Below are 15997 nucleotides of genomic sequence, written 5' to 3' on the forward strand. Positions count from 1 at the left end.
TCAATGGCCCATCGCATCGAGCAGGGATTTCACGTCGAGCCGCTTGTTGCGCTCGGCCAGGAACTGGTTGACGAACGCGAGCAGCGTCGGCTCGGACACCGGCACGCCGATGGCGAGCGCATCGGTGAGGTCGTCGAAGGTCGCCACGCGCAGCCGGATCGGCGCGGTCGAGTCGTCGTGCATCACGAGCTTGATGGCGAGCTCGTCGCGATACACGGCCGTGACCGCGCCGCCGTTCAGCGCGTCGAGCGTCGCCGGCCAGCTCGGATAGGCGCGCACCTGCGCGGCCGGGAAGTCGTTGCGCACGTATTCGGCGTACGCCGAGCCCGCGACGACGCCGATCGTGCCGCGGTAGTCGCGCACGACTTCCGGCAGCGACCGGCCTTTCGCGAGTTCCGCGAAGCCGACGCGGTTGATCAGCAGCGCGCGCCGCAGGCTGATGTACGGCGTGCTGAAGCGGATCGTCTGCGCCCGCGGCAACGTACGCGACAGCTTGCTGATCGCGACGTCGGCCTGCCCCGTCGCAAGAAGACGAACGACGTCGTCGAAGGTGCGCGCGTCTCGGTCGAACTGCACCGACACGCCGAGCTTCTTCGCGAGTGCGTCGGCGAGATCGATGTCGACGCCCGCCAGCGCGCCGTTGCGCGACATGAAGAACGGCGGCTGATCGACCCCGAGCACCGCGACGACGAGCGTGCCGCGCGTGGCGATGCGCGCGAACTCCGGCGCGAGCAGCCTGCCGTCGGGCATCGGTACGAGGCCGGTCGACGTGGTGGCGGGCGGCGTCGTCGGGATGTATGGGTCGACGGCCAGCGCCGGTACGGCACAGCACGCGGCAATGAGCGCGCAGCCCGCGCCGCGCATGGTTGGATGCACGGCGCATCGGCGCCGGGGAAGGATGCCGCGGAACCACGCAAGCAGCGCGCGCGCGGCGCGTCCGGAAGAGACGTTCATGGCGCAGTGAGCGAAGAGAGTCGAACGACCGCGCTGCCGTTCGTGCGAACGCGCGCCGGGCCCTTGCGCGGGGCGCCGCACCGTTGCCCGGCGCCGGCCCCCCGCACGCCCAATGTGTCAGAAGCGCGCCGCGGCCGAAATCGGCCGGAAGACCCGGCCCGGATGGCACGGGCCCGCGGGAAGCCCCGCCCGAAGCCCGCCCGAAGCCCCGCCGGAACAGGGGCCGGAAGCAGATAGGAATTCCCGATGCCCTGGATTGAAACAAGCAATTTCACAACCCGAGGGTGAACCCGGATACTGGCAACACTTCATCAACACCCAAGCAAAGGAACCCGCAAGATGCCGATCATCAACACCCAAATCAAGCCGTTCAAGGCAACCGCATACCACAACGGCGATTTCGTGACCGTGACCGAAGAGAACTTCAAGGGCAAGTGGTCCGTCGTCGTGTTCTACCCGGCCGACTTCACGTTCGTCTGCCCGACCGAGCTGGGCGACCTCGCCGACCGCTACGCGGAATTCCAGAAGCTGGGTGTCGAAATCTATGGTGTGTCGACCGATACGCACTTCACGCACAAGGCATGGCACGACACGTCGGACACGATCGGCAAGATCAAGTACCCGATGATCGGCGACCCGACGCTCACGCTGTCGCGCAACTTCGACGTGCTGATCGAGGAAGAAGGGATGACGCTGCGCGGCACGTTCGTGATCAACCCGGAAGGCGAGATCAAGCTGTGCGAAATCCACGACAACGGCATCGGCCGCGACGCGGGCGAGCTGCTGCGCAAGGTGCAGGCTGCGCAATACATCGCGGCGCACCCGGGTGAAGTGTGCCCGGCCAAGTGGACGCCGGGTGCCGAAACGCTGACCCCGTCGCTCGACCTGATCGGCAAGATCTAAGGGTCGCCCGGCGCGCCTCGCACGAGGCGCGCCACCCGCACCCAGCCGGGCCGCCGCCTCCCGCGGCCCGCGCCCTCCTCCGGCACGACGTGCCCGAGCAGCCCAATCAATACGGAATCCGAAACGCCATGCTCGACGCCAATCTCAAGAACCAACTGAAAGCGTACCTCGAAAAGATCACGCGCCCGATCGAACTCGTCGCGTCGCTCGACGACAGCGCGAAATCGCAGGAACTGCTTGCGCTGCTGAACGAGATTGCGTCGCTGACGTCGCGCGTGACCGTGACCGAACGCCGCGACGACGCCGAACGCAAGCCGTCGTTCTCGATCGGCGAGCCCGGCAAGCCGGCCGGCATCCGCTTCGCCGGTATTCCGATGGGCCATGAATTCACGTCGCTCGTGCTCGCGCTGCTGCAGACGGGCGGCCATCCGATCAAGCTCGACGACGACGTGATCGACCAGATCCGCGCGCTCGACGGCGACTACGCGTTCGAAACGTATTTCTCGCTGTCGTGCCAGAACTGCCCGGAAGTCGTGCAGGCGCTGAACGTCATGTCGCTGATCAACCCGCGCATCCGTCACGTTGCGATCGACGGCGCACTGTTCCAGAACGAAGTCGAAGCGCGCCAGATCATGGCGGTGCCGACGATGTTCCTGAACGGCGCATCGTTCGGCCAGGGCCGCAGCAGCGTGAAGGAAATCCTCGCGAAGCTCGACACGGGCGCGAGCGAACGCGCCGCGAAGTCGCTCGAGAACAAGCCGGTGTTCGACACGCTGATCGTCGGCGGCGGGCCGGCAGGCGCGGCCGCGGCGATCTACTCCGCACGCAAGGGCATCGCGACGGGCGTCGTCGCCGAGCGTTTCGGCGGCCAGGTGCTCGACACGATGGCGATCGAGAACTTCGTGTCGGTGCAGGAAACCGAAGGGCCGAAGTTCGCGGCCGAGCTCGAGCAGCACGTGAAGCAGTACGACGTCGACATCATGGATGTCCAGCGCGCCGACGCGCTGATTCCGGGCGACGTGCACCAGATCCGTCTCGCGAACGGCGCGGTGCTGAAGGCGAAGACGATCGTTCTCGCGACCGGCGCGCGCTGGCGCGAAATCAACGTGCCGGGCGAGCGCGAATACCGCAACCGCGGTGTCGCGTACTGCCCGCACTGCGACGGCCCGCTGTTCAAGGGCAAGCGCGTTGCGGTGGTGGGCGGCGGCAACTCGGGCGTCGAGGCCGCGATCGACCTGGCCGGCATCGTGAAGGAAGTCACGCTCGTCGAGTTCGGCGCGCAACTGCGCGCGGACGAGGTGCTGCAGCGCAAGCTGCGCAGCCTGCCGAACGTGACGATCGTCACGCAGGCGCAGACGACCGAGCTGACCGGCGACGGCAGCAAGCTGAACGGGCTCGTCTACAAGGATTTGCGCTCGGGCGAAACGCAGCGGGTCGAACTCGAAGGCGTGTTCGTGCAGATCGGCCTCGTGCCGAACACCGAATGGCTGAAGGGCACGGTCGAACTGTCGAAGCACGGCGAGATCGTCGTCGACGCACGCGGTGCGACGTCGGTACCGGGCGTGTTTGCCGCCGGCGATGTGACGACGGTGCCGTTCAAGCAGATCGTGATCGCGGTGGGCGAAGGCGCGAAGGCGTCGCTCGGCGCGTTCGACTACCTGATCCGGCAGGACGCAACGCCGGCCGCGGCCGACGCGCCGCAGGCCGAAGAAGCGCTCGCCGCGTAACGCGCGGCGACACACCGCACAGGTTCGTCTCTCTTGGCCCCGCACGCCCTGGTCGGCGTGCGGGGTCCTTTTTCATCCGACGTAAAGCGGCGCGGCGCGAGCGCGGCGCCCCGATTCTCACTGTGAGACGGCCGGACTAGCATTCGCCGGCGCGGATGCCTTGAAGCTGCTCGACTGCCTGACCAGTTGCTCGGTCATCGCGGCGGCCACCGAGTTTCCACCGGCCGACGTGCGCGGTCGTTCGCCGCTCACCGGCGCGACGTATTGCGGCGGCGGCAACGACGGATCGAGCTTCGCCGATTCGCGCACGAGTTCAGCGGTTTCGGGGGTTTCGGCTTTCATCGCGGGCGCCGCTGCGGCATGCCGGTCGAGCCCGTCGCGCTTGCGAGCCGCGTGCTGCGGCGACTGATACGGCTGCTGGCTCGGCCGGCTCGCCTGGGCCGCCTGAACCGGCGGTGCCGAGCGCACGGGCTGCGCCGCTTGCACGGGGGCTTGTACCGGCGCTTGCACGGGCTGCGGGGAATTCGTCTTCGCCGGGGTCGCATCCTCCGGCTCGACCGTCACGACGTGGACGGTGGGCGGAGGCGCGCTCGGTTTCGCCGGGCGCGCCTGCGCGGCGATCACCGGCACGACGGCAGCGGATGCCGGCGCGGCAGCCACGGCACGCGGCGGCACGGCCGCTTGTTGTGGCACGGCGTCGTCCACATGCGCGGACGGCACGGCAGCCGCCGCAGGCGGCGCGATCGAGCCTTGCGCGGTATGGCCGTCGTTCGGGGCCGCTACGGCGGCGGGAGGGGTGGCGGAGTCGCCGATGCCGGCCTCCGCGATCGCGCGGTGGTCCGCACGCAGGAGCATCACGTAGCCGCTGCCTGCCGCGGCAACCAGCAGTCCGCCGGCGATCATCAAGGTTTTACGAGTACGGGTCATGCTTGCTCACCGATCGAATCGACGTGAACAAGCGATCATACGCGTGGGATCGCCGTCAATGCCATACGAATACATTTCGTTGCATTGATGTCGACCCAGTTCGCCGCAGGCCGTGCAGGGCCGCGCCGCCGACCCCGTTTTCGGGCGCTTCGACCCCGTCCGCTTTCCGCCCAGCGGGCGGACGATCTCACCGATACGCGCACGCGGCGCCTATTCCGGAAACGGCAAATCGGTTTGTCCGTCCGCGCGCATCCCGAACGTGTTCAGCGTCATCGCCACGAGCGCGTAATAGCCGAGCAGCGCGACGAGGTTCACGACGGTTTCGTGGCCGAAACGCGCCTGCGCGCGTGCGAACGTCGCGTCGCTCACCCGCCGTGTGTCGTACAGCTCGGTTGCGAACGCATGGATCAGCGCATCGTCGTCCGATTCGAACGTCGGCTCGACGCCGCGCCGGATCGCGTCGGCCGTCGCCGCCGGCACGCCGGCGTCGAGCGCGATCGGATGATGGATGTGCCACTCGGCCTGCGAGCGCCAGCGCGCGGCCGTCACGAGAATCGCGAGCTCCGACAGCCGCAGCGACAAACCCGTGCGATAGCGGCAGAACGCGCCCAACCGCTGCGCATGCTGCGCGAGCTCGGGGCTCGCGATCCAGCCGAGGAACGGCCCGTTCAGGTTGCCGCGCGGGCCGCTGAGGATCTCGGCGAGCACGGCCTTCTGCTCGTCGGTGGCCGACGCGGGATCAAAGGGAGGCAGTCTGTCTGTCATGGTGACAATTCGGTGAGGTCGGGGTTCACGCGCCGGCCGACGCGAGTGCCGCGTCGATCGCGCCGGACAGCCGTTCGACGATCGTGTCGACCTGCTGCGCGGTGCACACGAACGGCGGCGCGACCAGGATGTGATCGCCGTGCACGCCGTCGATCGTGCCGCCCATCGGATACACCATCAGGCCGCGCTGCATCGCCTCACGCTTGACCGCCGCATGCAGCTTCCGCGCGGGATCGAACGTCGCCTTGCTGTCGCGATCTCGCACGAGTTCGACGCCGACGAACAGCCCGCGGCCACGCACGTCGCCAACATGCGGATGCGCGGCGTAATGCTCGCGCAGCGACGCACGCAGTTGCTCGCCGCGCGCCTTCACGTTGTCGAGCAGCTTCTCTTCGGCGATCACGCGCTGCACTTCGAGCGCGGCCGCGCAGGCCGTTGCATGACCAAGATACGTGTGGCCGTGCTGGAAGAAACCCGAGCCGTCGACGATGGTGCGGTAGATGCGGTCGCTGACCAGCGTCGCGCCGATCGGCTGGTAGCCCGCGCCGAGCCCTTTCGCGATCGTCAGCAGGTCGGGCGCGACGCCGTCTTCGTCGCATGCGAACAGGTAACCGGTGCGCCCCATCCCCGACATGATTTCGTCGAGGATCAGCAGCACGCCGTACTTGTCGCACACCGCGCGAATCTTCTTCAGGTAAGTGCGCACCGGCGGCACCGCGCCGGCCGTCGCACCGACCACCGTTTCCGCGACGAATGCCGCGACGTTCTCCGCGCCAAGTTCGACGATCTTCTGGTCGAGCTCGTCGGCAAGGCGCTGTGCATACGCTTCGTCGGTCTCGCCTGCCGCCTGGTCGCGATACGCGTAGCACGGGCTTACGTGATGCGCTTCGATCAGCAGCGGCAGAAACGGCTCGCGCCGCCATGCGTTGCCGCCGATCGCGAGCGCGCCAAGCGTGTTGCCGTGATAGCTCTGGCGGCGCGCGATGAAATGGCGGCGCTGCGGTTCGCCCTTCTCGACGAAATACTGGCGCGCGAGCTTGAGCGCGGCCTCGACCGCCTCGGAGCCGCCCGACACGAAGTACACGTGTTCGAGCCCGGCCGGCGCGGCCGCGACGAGCCGGTCGGCCAGTTCCTCGGCCACCTCGGTCGTGAAGAACGACGTATGCGCGTACGGCAGTTGCTGCGCCTGGCGCTTGATCGCGTCGATCACGCGCTGGTTGCTGTGGCCGAGACACGAAACGGCCGCGCCGCCGCATGCGTCGATATAGCGTTTGCCGGTCGAATCGATGATTTCGATGCCGTCGCCTGCGACTGCGACGGGCAAGGTGGCGCGCGGTGCGCGATGAAAAACGGTCGTCATGCGTTGCCTCATGGATCAGGACGCGCTCGGCGCGTACGCGGACGGCACGATGCGTGTCGCAAAGCGCTGCGTGCCGTGTTGATGAACGGTGAAGTCGATCGCGGCGTCGCTAATCGCGAACACCGCGGTCGCCAGCGTGTTTTCGTCGTCGGGGTCGGCCGGATCGTCGCGATAGATCGGCAGCCCTTCCGGTGCGCGATCGCCGAGCACGCGCAGCAGCGCGGCTTCGTCGATCGCGTCGATGTTCAGTGTCAGCGCATCGACGCGCCGCTGACGGTCGGCGGACGACTGCGTGACGATCTGCGCTTCCGCGTCGCAGCCCGGATGCACGAGATGATTCGCGTGGCCGCTGAGTTGCGAGACATCGACGACCGAACAGCGCGCGACGCTCGCCTCGATACTCAGCACGCGTGAATCGCCGGTCGCGCCGAGCGTGTGGTGAAAGCCGCTCGCGCGCGCATGCGTGCGCAGCACGTCGGCGGCTGCGTCGAGCGACGTCGCGTCGAGCACCGCGCGCGCGAGGATCATCCGCGGCACGCCAACCGCCGGCGTACGAATCCGCAGGTTGTTGATCGCCTGCGCGATGCCCGCGCGGTTCGCCGCGAACGTATGCCCGGGCAGCGAGCCCGGGTAATAGAAGCTGATGAAGCCGGGCTTTCCCTGCGGCTGCACGTCGACGAGCAGGCAGCGCTCGCGCAGGTACGGATCGCCGTCCTCGTTGTGCGCGATCCAGCGCGTGCCGTGCGCATCGCGCGCGGCGAGCGTCGTGCAGCCGTCCGGTGCGTTGTGGATCAGTTCGCCGCGGCAATTCCACAGGAAGATGTCCTCGGCCGGCCAGCCGACACCGGCCGCGATCCCGTCCAGTTCCGCGACGAGCTCGGGGTACGCGGCCAGCGCGGCCTGCCGCAGCGCGGCGACGAACGGATGGCCGCGCCAGCGGCGCACGGCCTGCCATGCGCCGCTCTGCTGCATGTACGTATCGAACACGGGGCGGGCAAGCTCGCCGAGGCGCACGCCGATGTCGAACGGCGCGCCGGCGATGACGGGAGTAAGGGAAAGCGGCATGTCGGATGAGTCGATCTGGTTCAGGACACGTGTTTCAGGAAATCCTTCAGGCGCGGTGTCGGCGGCCGGTCGATCAGCTCGACCGGGTGGCCGTCCTCGGCGATACCGCCTTGATCCATGAACAACAGCCGCGTGCCGACCCGTTTCGCGAAGCCGATCTCATGCGTGACGACGATCATCGTCATCCCTTCGGTCGCGAGATCCTGCATCACTTTCAGCACTTCGTGACGCAATTCCGGATCGAGCGCCGACGTCGGCTCGTCGAACAGCATCAGCCGCGGCCGGATCGCCAGCGCACGCGCGATCGCGACGCGCTGCTGCTGCCCGCCGGACAGCTCCGACGGGTAGTGATTCGCGCGCGATTCGAGACCGACCTTGTCCAGCAGCGCCATCGCCTGGTCGCGCGCATCGGCACGCGATGCGCCACGCACCTGCATCGGCCCGAACATCACGTTCTCGAGCGCGGTCATTTGCGGAAACAGGTTGAACTGCTGGAACACCATGCCGGCTTCGAGCCGGATGTTGCGAATCGTCGTCGCGTTGCCGCGCACGCTCTGGCCGTCGACCAGCAGCTCGCCGCCGGAGATTTTCTCGAGCGCGTTGATACAGCGCAGCATCGTCGATTTACCCGAGCCCGACGGACCGACCACGACGACCACCTCGCCCGCGTCGATCTTCAGGTCGATATTCTTCAGCACCGGTACATGGCCGAAGCTCTTCGACACGTTCTGGAATTCGATCATGCTCATAAGATCCTCATCCGCTTTTCGACGAGCCGCAGCGTCAGCGTCATCGCGCCGGTCAGCAGCAGGTAGATGACGGCCACCGCGCTCCAGATTTCAACCGCCTGGAAATTGCCGGCAATGATTTCCTGCCCCTTGCGCGTGAGCTCGCCGACGCCGATCACGATGAACAGCGACGTGTCCTTCAGGCTCACGATGCACTGGTTGCCGAGCGGCGGAATCAGCCGCCGGAACGCCAGCGGCCCGACGATCTTCAGCAGCACACGCGGCATCGACAACCCCATCGCGAGCCCCGCTTCCGTCAGCCCCTTCGGGATCGACAGCAGCGCGCCGCGCACCACTTCCGCGAGATACGCGCCGGAATTCACCGTGATCGCGATGATCGCGGCCGTCAGGCCGTCGATGCGGATATGCGCGAGCAGCGGCAGCGCGAAGTACAGGAACATCACCTGCACGACGATCGGCGTGCCGCGGATCAATTCAATATAAACCTGTGCGAGCACGTTCATCGCCTTCGGTCCGTATGCGCGGAACATGCCCGCGATCATCCCGACGATGAAGCCGCCCACCAGCCCGAACAATGCGATGAACACCGTCAAGCGGACCCCGTCCATCAGGTCCGGCAACGCCGCCCAGATCGCCGACCAATCGAAATTCACGTGTCGCTCCCCGTTCGATTCAAGACCGGCGCGGCCGCCGGGCCGCGCCATGTTGCGCCATCACGCTCACATCTTCGGCGGCTCGGCGCCGAACCACTTCTTGTAGATCTGCGCGTAGCGGCCATCGGCCTTGATCTTCACGAGCGACGCGTTGACCTTCGGCACGAGCGCGCTGCCCTTCGGGAAGCCGATCCCGTACTTGTCGCCGCTGACCGGCTGGCCCGCGACCTTCACCTTGCCCTTGCCTTCGTTGTTCACGAAGAACAGCACGTTCGGCGTGTCGTGCATCGCCGCGTCGACACGGCCGGCCTCGAGCACGAGGTACGCCTGGTCGATGTTCGGGAACTGGCGAATCTCCTTCGGCTTCAGGTGCGCCTTGATCCAGTCGATCGTCGCGGTGCCGGTTTTCGCGGCGATCACCTTGCCGTTCAGGTCGTCGATCGACTTGATCGACGTGTTGTCGGCCTGCACCATCGCCGCGAGGCCGCTGTCGTAATACGGCGCGGAGAAGTCGATCGCCTTCTTCCGCTCTTCCTTGATCGTCATCCCCGACAGCGCGACGTCGATGTTCTGCGTCTGCAGCGCCGGAATCAGGCCCGCGAAATCCATCGGCTGGATCGTGTACTTCCAGCCCTGGTCCTTCGCGATCTCCGCCCACAGGTCGAGATCGAAGCCGACGTACTTGTCGCCCTGCTTGAACTCGAACGGCATGAACGACGTGTCGGTCCCGACGACGAGCGTCTTGGTGTCCGCGTGCGCGATGCTGGCGCCGAGCGCGGCAGCGACCGCGACGGCTTTCAGGAAGGAACGGCGACTCATGGCATTTCTCCGCATGATTGAGCGATGTACCCGGCCGGCTGGCCGGGGACCGACGACATCAAGCCGCACCGCAACATGCGATGTCGAATTAGACCTTAGTGCAACAAGTGTTGTCAACACGGATACTACGACAACAAAAAAATGCGCAACAGGAAAATGCATCGAGACAAACCCGAGCCGGAACGGGCGGGATTGATCGGAGGAAAGGGGATGGAGCGGGGACGCCGTGCAGAAAATGCGGGCAGGCGCGCGCGGTGGCGCCTGAAGTCGCGGATGGCGCGGATGGCGCCGTGTGCGCGACTGTTGTTGCGGCCGTCTGGTGCCGCTGGTGCCCGCACGCACGAGCCGGCGCGGGCGTCACGGGTTCACTCCGTCGTCACGGCGTCGCGAAGAACAGCGCGACGACGCAGGCCATCCCGCCGGACCACACGAGCGAACGCAGCGTCGCCCAGTTCAGCAGATACATCAGCGCGTACACGACGCGAATCGCGACGAACGCCATCGCGAGCTGGTCGACGTGGTGCGCGTTCGCACCGTTGTGCCATGCGACCACCAGCGCGGCGGTGAACAGCGCGAACGCTTCCCACGCGTTCTGGTGCGCGGCCTGCGCCCGCGCACGCCAGCCTTCGAGCTTCGCCAGGTACTCGCGCGGCGTGTGGTTGTCGTAGCCCTTGCGGGCCTTGGCCAGGAACGTCATCGGGAACGGCAGCAGCGCGACGATGAACAGGCACAGCTGGGACGTCGTCATCCAGTCTCCTCCTTTATGATTACATTGCTCAATGACATGGTCGCGCAGAGCTTAGCATCGGCTGCCCGGTTCGCGCACCGGTTTTCTAGACGGGAGACTCGGCATTCCACGCTGCCAAAGGCCGTGACGGCATGGATCCTCCGCAAAAAATTCCACCAAATCACGGACAAATACGTTAATTAAAACTGGTCGAACACCAATAAGATAGCGTTCAACACTGGCTCGGTGCGTTACCGCGCCAGCCTTGCTGATCCGCGCCGCATCGCAGCGCGCACCGAACGACTTTCGACCCGAGCCCGCCCATGCCCCGTCCTATCGTCGCCCATATCCGTCCCGACGCCATCCGCCACAACCTCGACTTCATCCGCCGCACGGCCGCGCAATCGCGTGTCTGGGCCGTGATCAAGGCCAACGCATACGGCCACGGCATCGAGCGCATTTATCCGGGCCTCGCGGCCGCCGACGGCATCGCGCTGCTCGATCTCGACGAAGCCGTGCGCGTGCGCGAGCTCGGCTGGGACAAGCCGGTGCTGCTGCTCGAAGGGATCTTCGAGCCGGCCGACGTCGAACTCGCCGATCGCCACCGGCTGACGGTGGCCGTGCACTGCGACGAGCAGCTCGACCTGCTGATCGCCGCGAAGCCGCGGCAGCCGATCGACATCCAGCTGAAGATGAACTCCGGGATGAACCGGCTCGGCTACCGGCCGCACGCGTTTCGCGCCGCGTGGGAACGCGCGGCGGCCGCGCCGTCGATCGGCAAGATCACACTGATGATGCATTTCGCGAACGCCGACGAAGGGGAAGTCGACTGGCAGCTCGAGCAGTTCGATGCGGCCACGGCGGGGATTCCTGGCGAGCGCTCGACGTCGAATTCGGCGGCCGTGCTGTGGCATCCGCGCGCGCACCGCGACTGGGTGCGCCCGGGCACGATCCTGTACGGCGCGTCGCCGACGGGCGCGGCGCGGCACATCGCCGACACGCCGCTTACGGCCGCGATGACGCTGACCAGCAAGATCATCGGCGTACAGACGCTCGCGCCGGATGAAACGGTCGGATATGGCCGCCGCTTCACCGCCGACCGGCCGATGCGGATCGGCGTCGTCGCGTGCGGCTACGCGGACGGCTATCCGCGCCACGCGCCGACCGGCACGCCGATCGCGGTGGAGGGCGTGATCACGCGTGTGGTCGGCCGCGTGTCGATGGACATGCTGACCGTCGACCTGACGCCGTGCCCGAACGCGGGCATCGGCTCGAGCGTCGAGCTGTGGGGCGACCAGGTGAAGGTGGACGACGTCGCGGAAGCCAGCGGCACGATCGGCTACGAGCTGATGTGCGCGCTCGCGCGCCGCGTGCCGGTCGTGATCGTGCCGCCGGGCGCGTCGACGGTCGAGCCGGCGGTGCGCACGGGCAGCTACGGGCGATAACGACGGTCGTGGATGCAGTGGCGGCGGCACGCTTGTGCGTCGTGACGCATCCGGATCTTCAAGCGTCCGCCTGCGGGTCGCGTCGAGCGGCCCGTTCGTTTTCGTGGCGTTTGCCCGACGTGCCCGCGTGTGCGCCACGCAAGCCCTGCTCACGGAAACGCGCTACCGCCCTGCCGCTGCGTGCGCGACGCCTTACGAACGCCACGTCGGCTTGCGTTTCTCCAGGAACGCGTCGATCCCCTCGCCGGCATCCTCTTCCATCATGTTGCGCGCCATCACGTCGCTCGCGAACGCGTAGGCGTCGTCTAGCGGCAACTCGCGCTGCCGGTAGAACATCTGCTTGCCGTAGCGCACCGCCGCGGGGCTCTTCGCGACGATCTCCGCGACCTTGCGCGCGACGGCCGCATCGAGCGCATCCTCGGGCACCGCTTCGTTGACGAGGCCCCACGCAGCCGCCGTCGCCGCATCGACGAAACGCCCGGTGACGAGCATGTCGAACGCGCGCTTCGCCGATACGTTGCGGCTCAAAGCAACAGCAGGTGTCGAGCAGAACAGCCCGACGTTGATACCGGAAACCGCGAAGCGCGCGGTGTCGGCCGCGATCGCCAGGTCGCACGCGGCGACGAGCTGGCAGCCGGCCGCGGTCGCGATTCCCTGCACCCGCGCGATCACCGGCACCGGCAACGCACGCATGGCGAGCATCACGCGACTGCAATGCGCGAACAGCGCGCGGTAGTAATCGAGTTCGGGCTTGCCGCGCATCTGCCGCAGGTCGTGGCCCGCGCAGAACGCCTTGCCTTGCGCGGCCAGCACGACGCAGCGCACGTGCGGATCGGCGGCCAGCGATTCGAATGCGTCCTGCAGGCTCGCCAGCATCGCCTCGGACAGTGCATTGAACTGTTGCGGCCGGTTCAGCCGCAGCGTGACGACGCCGTCGCGGTCTTCGCGCAACAGGATTGGTTCGGGTGTCTCGTGACTGGATTCCATGATGCTCCGCTCGACGGGGTTCGATCGGGCGCGAACAGGCGGCACGGGCGACATGCGGCCGGATTCGCGATCGACATGATCACGAATCGTCCTCCACATTGGGTGTGACGTCCAGCGGGGGCCGATCGGACGGCATGCGATGGAAGCCCGTGCACGGGGAAATCCCGGCGCGACGCCCGGCCGCGTCCGCCGTCAGCCCGCGAGCTTCTTCAGCGCGTCGAGCACCGCGTCGCCCTTGAACGGCTTCACGATCCAGCCCTTCACGCCGGCCGCCTTGCCGCGCTCCTTCATCGCCGGGCTGCTTTCGGTCGTCAGCATCACGACGTTGACCGACGTATTCGCGAGCTCGCCGCGGATCTTCTCGACCATCGTCAGGCCGTCCATGTTCGGCATGTTGACGTCGCTGATCACGAGGCGCACGCCGGGCGTTGCCTTGAGCTTCGCGAGCCCGTCCTTGCCATCCACCGCCGTCGCGACGTCGAGCCCGTGATTGCGCAGAAAACCCGCGACTTCGTCGCGCACCGTGCCCGAATCGTCGACCACCAGAATCTTTGCCATGCCTTCTTCCTCTTTCGTCATTGCCGACTTCAACAGTCGATATTCCATTCAAAACAGTTCGAGTTCGCCCGATTCGACCATCGGCCCGACGTCATGAACCAATTCGCGGAAATCCTCCGGCGACCAGCTCAGGCTGAACACGAAACGCTGATCGAGCTGCACCGACCGCCCCGACGCCGGGTCGGTCATCCGGTACTTGAAGCAGAGCTGCGGACAGTCGCCGCCGAACGAAATGAACTTCTGCTTGTGGTTGACGACGAGCGGCACCTGCACCGGATGCCGCGCGAGCGCCTCCGCGTCGCCGAGATAGCGGTTCTTGAACGCGCCCCAGACCAGGTTGGTCAATTCGCCGAGCACGCTGTTCACGTCGCGGAAATCGGCCGCGCGGCCGTCGTCGCGCGTGCCGCCGATCATGTCGAGCAGCGGCTGCTCGCTCGTCTGCAGCAGCATGTAGCCGCGGCACCACGCGCTTTCCAGCGCGATCAGGCTGAACACCTCGCCGAAGATGATCTGGTCGCGCACGATGCACGGCGTGTCGTGCTCGATCGTCATGCCGGGGAACAGGCTGTCGAGCCGTGCCTCGGTGATCTCGGCGATGCCGCGCACGAGCGCGTTCGGGTAGTCGCGGCCGAACAGGTATTCGTCGATCGCGCGCTTGAGCGGCGTCAGATCGTCGGCGACATAGGCCGCGCATGCGACCCGCGCGAGCGCATCGGGCAGTCCGTCGCGCGACGCGTGCCCTTCATTCGACACGCGGCGCAGGATGATCGGCAACTCGGGCCGCAGCGCATCGATCTGCGTCGCGATGATCGCGCTCTCGGCGGGCGAGCCGCCGTAGTCCTCGGCCAGCAGGATCGCACCGAGATCGATGTTCGAGCGCAGCACCTTCAGCAGCCGGTTGCGCCGCACGGTCAGGCCGACGAGATTGTGCTCGTCGCAGAAGCGCTTGATCGTCGCCGCATGCGCACGGCTGTCGTCGAGCACGAGCACCTTGCTGACGGGTTGGTCTACGGTCATCTCGGGCATTCCTCGCAATCGGTCAAAACAGTTCGAGCTCGCCGCCGGTGTCCACGCTCGCCGTTTCCGGCGCGTGGAAATCGACCGGCGCGTTCGCGCAGACGCACAGCGTCGCGCCGATCCGCACGTCGCCGTCGAGCGTCACCTCGTACGCTGCCACGTGAGCGGGGTTCAGCGCCGGCAGGTAGTCGATGCTCGCGCCGCTCAGCAGGTAAGGCGTCGACATCCCGAGATCGGGGAACGGTGCGATCAGCGCCTGGTTGATCGCGCCGCAGCACAGGTTCGCGACTTCCATGAACGCTTCGGGCAGCGGCCGCTGCGCGCTCGCGCCGGGTGCCGTGCCGAAATGGCGGCGCGTCGGTTCGTCGTCGCGAAAGCGCAGCGCGAGCAGCAGCCGGAAATGCAGCGCCGAGATCGTCAGGACCGCGACGTGCTCGGCGACCTTCGGCGTCGCGCGCGGCTTCGCACGGGACGGATCGTGCGCCGTGTCTTGCGCATCGCCCGCGGCCGGCCGGATCTCGCATGCGCCGCCGGAGGCGAGCCGCGTGCGCGCAGCGTCGAAGAAGATCCGCTCGAAACCGGCCCGAGCCTGCGCACTGATCACGCCGCCGCTCCTTCGAGCCGCGCGTGCAGTTGCCCGGCCAGCGTCTCGAGCGTCGCGAGCGCGGCCGTGATCATCTTGCCGCCGGCCTGGATGTCCTGGAACGTCGCGGCCGTCACGAGATCGTTGCGGTTCAGGCTGTCGCGATAGCTGTTCGACAGTTGCTGCGAGCGCGCGGCGAGCCCGCGCACCTCGCTCGCGACGATCGAGAAGCCGCGCCCCGCGTTGCCGGCGCGCGCGGCCTCGATCGACGCATTCAGCGACACGATCGACACGTGCGCGACGATTGCCGACAGCTCCTGGTTCTTCGTGCGCATGTCCTGGTTCTGCGTGGTCAGCGAGATCATCTGCTCGTGCCAGCGCTCGAACGTGCCGGCGAGCCCGCGCAGCCGCGCGGCTTCGTCGGCGAGTTTCGTCGCATGCTGCGACAGCGCCGCGCGCTCGGCCGCGAGCGCCTGCAGCGCGTCGCGCTGCTCGCCGGTGCCGGCCGCCTCGCGCGCCAGTGTTTCCTCGAGCTCGGCTTCGCGGTGCGCCCATGCCTGCGCGGCTTCCGCGTGCGCGGCGACGGCTTCGTCGGCACGCGCTTCAGCCACGCCGAGCGCCGCGCGCAACGCATCCGCCTCGCGCGTCATCGCGGCGGCGAGCCGCGCGCGCGCGATGCGGCACACGATCGCGGCGATCGCCGCGACCACCAGGCCGCCTGCCAGCGCGGCACCGATCGGGATCATCCACGCTTGCAC

17 protein-coding genes are annotated in these 15997 nt (G+C 67.4%); 3 read left to right on the forward strand and 14 right to left on the reverse strand.

Annotated features, from left to right (window positions below; translation table 11 throughout):
• A complete protein-coding gene (locus C7H84_RS05345) occupies positions 1-954 on the reverse strand; it encodes an ABC transporter substrate-binding protein (protein WP_121857749.1) in 954 nt (317 codons plus the stop codon).
• A 339-nt stretch (positions 955-1293) separates the two neighbouring features.
• Here C7H84_RS05345 and ahpC point away from each other — a divergent pair, with 339 nt between their 5' ends.
• Together ahpC and ahpF are read left to right on the forward strand one after the other, a co-directional pair.
• A complete protein-coding gene (ahpC, locus tag C7H84_RS05350; protein ID WP_121857750.1) occupies positions 1294-1857 on the forward strand; it encodes an alkyl hydroperoxide reductase subunit C in 564 nt (187 codons plus the stop codon).
• A gap of 128 nt (positions 1858-1985) precedes the next feature.
• Positions 1986-3584, forward strand: coding sequence for an alkyl hydroperoxide reductase subunit F (gene ahpF / locus C7H84_RS05355; protein ID WP_121857751.1), 1599 nt, complete (start codon positions 1986-1988; stop codon positions 3582-3584).
• A gap of 117 nt (positions 3585-3701) precedes the next feature.
• On the opposite strand, the gene C7H84_RS05360 is transcribed toward ahpF, so the two are convergent.
• From C7H84_RS05360 to C7H84_RS05395, 8 genes are all read right to left on the reverse strand, one after another.
• Entirely contained in the window at positions 3702-4511 is an 810-nt protein-coding gene (locus C7H84_RS05360; RefSeq protein WP_121857752.1) for an extensin, read from the reverse strand.
• Positions 4512-4721: 210 nt separating this feature from the next.
• Complete coding sequence (locus tag C7H84_RS05365) at positions 4722-5276, reverse strand: carboxymuconolactone decarboxylase family protein (protein ID WP_121857753.1); 555 nt, start codon at positions 5274-5276, stop codon at positions 4722-4724.
• Between the two features lie 25 nt (positions 5277-5301).
• A complete protein-coding gene (locus C7H84_RS05370; RefSeq protein ID WP_121857754.1) occupies positions 5302-6636 on the reverse strand; it encodes an aspartate aminotransferase family protein in 1335 nt (444 codons plus the stop codon).
• Between the two features lie 15 nt (positions 6637-6651).
• A complete protein-coding gene (locus C7H84_RS05375; protein WP_121857755.1) occupies positions 6652-7701 on the reverse strand; it encodes a C45 family peptidase in 1050 nt (349 codons plus the stop codon).
• Between the two features lie 20 nt (positions 7702-7721).
• On the reverse strand, positions 7722-8450 hold the full coding sequence (glnQ, locus tag C7H84_RS05380; RefSeq protein ID WP_162999209.1) for a glutamine ABC transporter ATP-binding protein GlnQ: 729 nt from the start codon (positions 8448-8450) through the stop codon (positions 7722-7724).
• Positions 8447-9154: a glutamine ABC transporter permease GlnP gene (gene glnP / locus C7H84_RS05385; protein ID WP_205611394.1), complete on the reverse strand. Its 708-nt coding sequence runs from the start codon at positions 9152-9154 to the stop codon at positions 8447-8449. The genes glnQ and glnP overlap by 4 nt, the downstream gene beginning before the upstream one ends.
• A gap of 15 nt (positions 9155-9169) precedes the next feature.
• Positions 9170-9922 carry a glutamine ABC transporter substrate-binding protein GlnH gene (gene glnH / locus C7H84_RS05390; protein WP_121857757.1) on the reverse strand — a complete coding sequence of 251 codons (753 nt, stop codon included), beginning with the start codon at positions 9920-9922 and terminating at the stop codon, positions 9170-9172.
• Positions 9923-10298: 376 nt separating this feature from the next.
• Positions 10299-10670 (reverse strand): MAPEG family protein, encoded by a 372-nt coding sequence (locus C7H84_RS05395; RefSeq protein WP_121857758.1) that lies wholly within the window; start codon positions 10668-10670, stop codon positions 10299-10301.
• A 302-nt stretch (positions 10671-10972) separates the two neighbouring features.
• Here C7H84_RS05395 and alr point away from each other — a divergent pair, with 302 nt between their 5' ends.
• The gene (gene alr, locus C7H84_RS05400; protein WP_121857759.1) at positions 10973-12094 is read left to right on the forward strand and encodes an alanine racemase; all 1122 of its coding nucleotides are present in this window, start codon (positions 10973-10975) and stop codon (positions 12092-12094) included.
• 192 nt (positions 12095-12286) lie between these two features.
• On the opposite strand, the gene C7H84_RS05405 is transcribed toward alr, so the two are convergent.
• The 5 genes from C7H84_RS05405 to C7H84_RS05425 all read right to left on the reverse strand — a co-directional run bounded on the left by C7H84_RS05405 (position 12287) and on the right by C7H84_RS05425 (position 15997).
• Positions 12287-13081 carry an enoyl-CoA hydratase gene (locus C7H84_RS05405; RefSeq protein ID WP_121857760.1) on the reverse strand — a complete coding sequence of 265 codons (795 nt, stop codon included), beginning with the start codon at positions 13079-13081 and terminating at the stop codon, positions 12287-12289.
• Between the two features lie 192 nt (positions 13082-13273).
• Positions 13274-13639 carry a response regulator gene (locus tag C7H84_RS05410; protein ID WP_006765703.1) on the reverse strand — a complete coding sequence of 122 codons (366 nt, stop codon included), beginning with the start codon at positions 13637-13639 and terminating at the stop codon, positions 13274-13276.
• A gap of 48 nt (positions 13640-13687) precedes the next feature.
• Positions 13688-14656, reverse strand: a complete 969-nt coding sequence (locus C7H84_RS05415; protein ID WP_121857930.1) for a chemotaxis protein CheX — start codon at positions 14654-14656, stop codon at positions 13688-13690.
• A 22-nt stretch (positions 14657-14678) separates the two neighbouring features.
• On the reverse strand, positions 14679-15260 hold the full coding sequence (locus C7H84_RS05420) for a hypothetical protein (protein WP_121857761.1): 582 nt from the start codon (positions 15258-15260) through the stop codon (positions 14679-14681).
• The gene (locus C7H84_RS05425; RefSeq protein WP_121857931.1) at positions 15257-15997 is read right to left on the reverse strand and encodes a methyl-accepting chemotaxis protein; all 741 of its coding nucleotides are present in this window, start codon (positions 15995-15997) and stop codon (positions 15257-15259) included. Before C7H84_RS05425 ends, C7H84_RS05420 begins: the two co-directional genes overlap by 4 nt.

It is taken from the genome of Burkholderia sp. Nafp2/4-1b (genome assembly GCF_003635165.1).
Lineage (GTDB): Bacteria > Pseudomonadota > Gammaproteobacteria > Burkholderiales > Burkholderiaceae > Burkholderia.

Excerpts from the sequence above, each read along its gene's own strand:
- C7H84_RS05345 (WP_121857749.1), bottom strand. The coding sequence starts at position 954 with ATGAACGTCTCTTCCGGACGCGCCGCGCGCGCGCTGCTTGCGTGGTTC.
- ahpC (WP_121857750.1), top strand. The coding sequence starts at position 1,294 with ATGCCGATCATCAACACCCAAATCAAGCCGTTCAAGGCAACCGCATAC.
- ahpF (WP_121857751.1), top strand. The coding sequence starts at position 1,986 with ATGCTCGACGCCAATCTCAAGAACCAACTGAAAGCGTACCTCGAAAAG.
- C7H84_RS05360 (WP_121857752.1), bottom strand. The coding sequence starts at position 4,511 with ATGACCCGTACTCGTAAAACCTTGATGATCGCCGGCGGACTGCTGGTT.
- C7H84_RS05365 (WP_121857753.1), bottom strand. The coding sequence starts at position 5,276 with ATGACAGACAGACTGCCTCCCTTTGATCCCGCGTCGGCCACCGACGAG.
- C7H84_RS05370 (WP_121857754.1), bottom strand. The coding sequence starts at position 6,636 with ATGACGACCGTTTTTCATCGCGCACCGCGCGCCACCTTGCCCGTCGCA.
- C7H84_RS05375 (WP_121857755.1), bottom strand. The coding sequence starts at position 7,701 with ATGCCGCTTTCCCTTACTCCCGTCATCGCCGGCGCGCCGTTCGACATC.
- glnQ (WP_162999209.1), bottom strand. The coding sequence starts at position 8,450 with ATGAGCATGATCGAATTCCAGAACGTGTCGAAGAGCTTCGGCCATGTA.
- glnP (WP_205611394.1), bottom strand. The coding sequence starts at position 9,154 with ATGGCGCGGCCCGGCGGCCGCGCCGGTCTTGAATCGAACGGGGAGCGA.
- glnH (WP_121857757.1), bottom strand. The coding sequence starts at position 9,922 with ATGAGTCGCCGTTCCTTCCTGAAAGCCGTCGCGGTCGCTGCCGCGCTC.
- C7H84_RS05395 (WP_121857758.1), bottom strand. The coding sequence starts at position 10,670 with ATGACGACGTCCCAGCTGTGCCTGTTCATCGTCGCGCTGCTGCCGTTC.
- alr (WP_121857759.1), top strand. The coding sequence starts at position 10,973 with ATGCCCCGTCCTATCGTCGCCCATATCCGTCCCGACGCCATCCGCCAC.
- C7H84_RS05405 (WP_121857760.1), bottom strand. The coding sequence starts at position 13,081 with ATGGAATCCAGTCACGAGACACCCGAACCAATCCTGTTGCGCGAAGAC.
- C7H84_RS05410 (WP_006765703.1), bottom strand. The coding sequence starts at position 13,639 with ATGGCAAAGATTCTGGTGGTCGACGATTCGGGCACGGTGCGCGACGAA.
- C7H84_RS05415 (WP_121857930.1), bottom strand. The coding sequence starts at position 14,656 with ATGACCGTAGACCAACCCGTCAGCAAGGTGCTCGTGCTCGACGACAGC.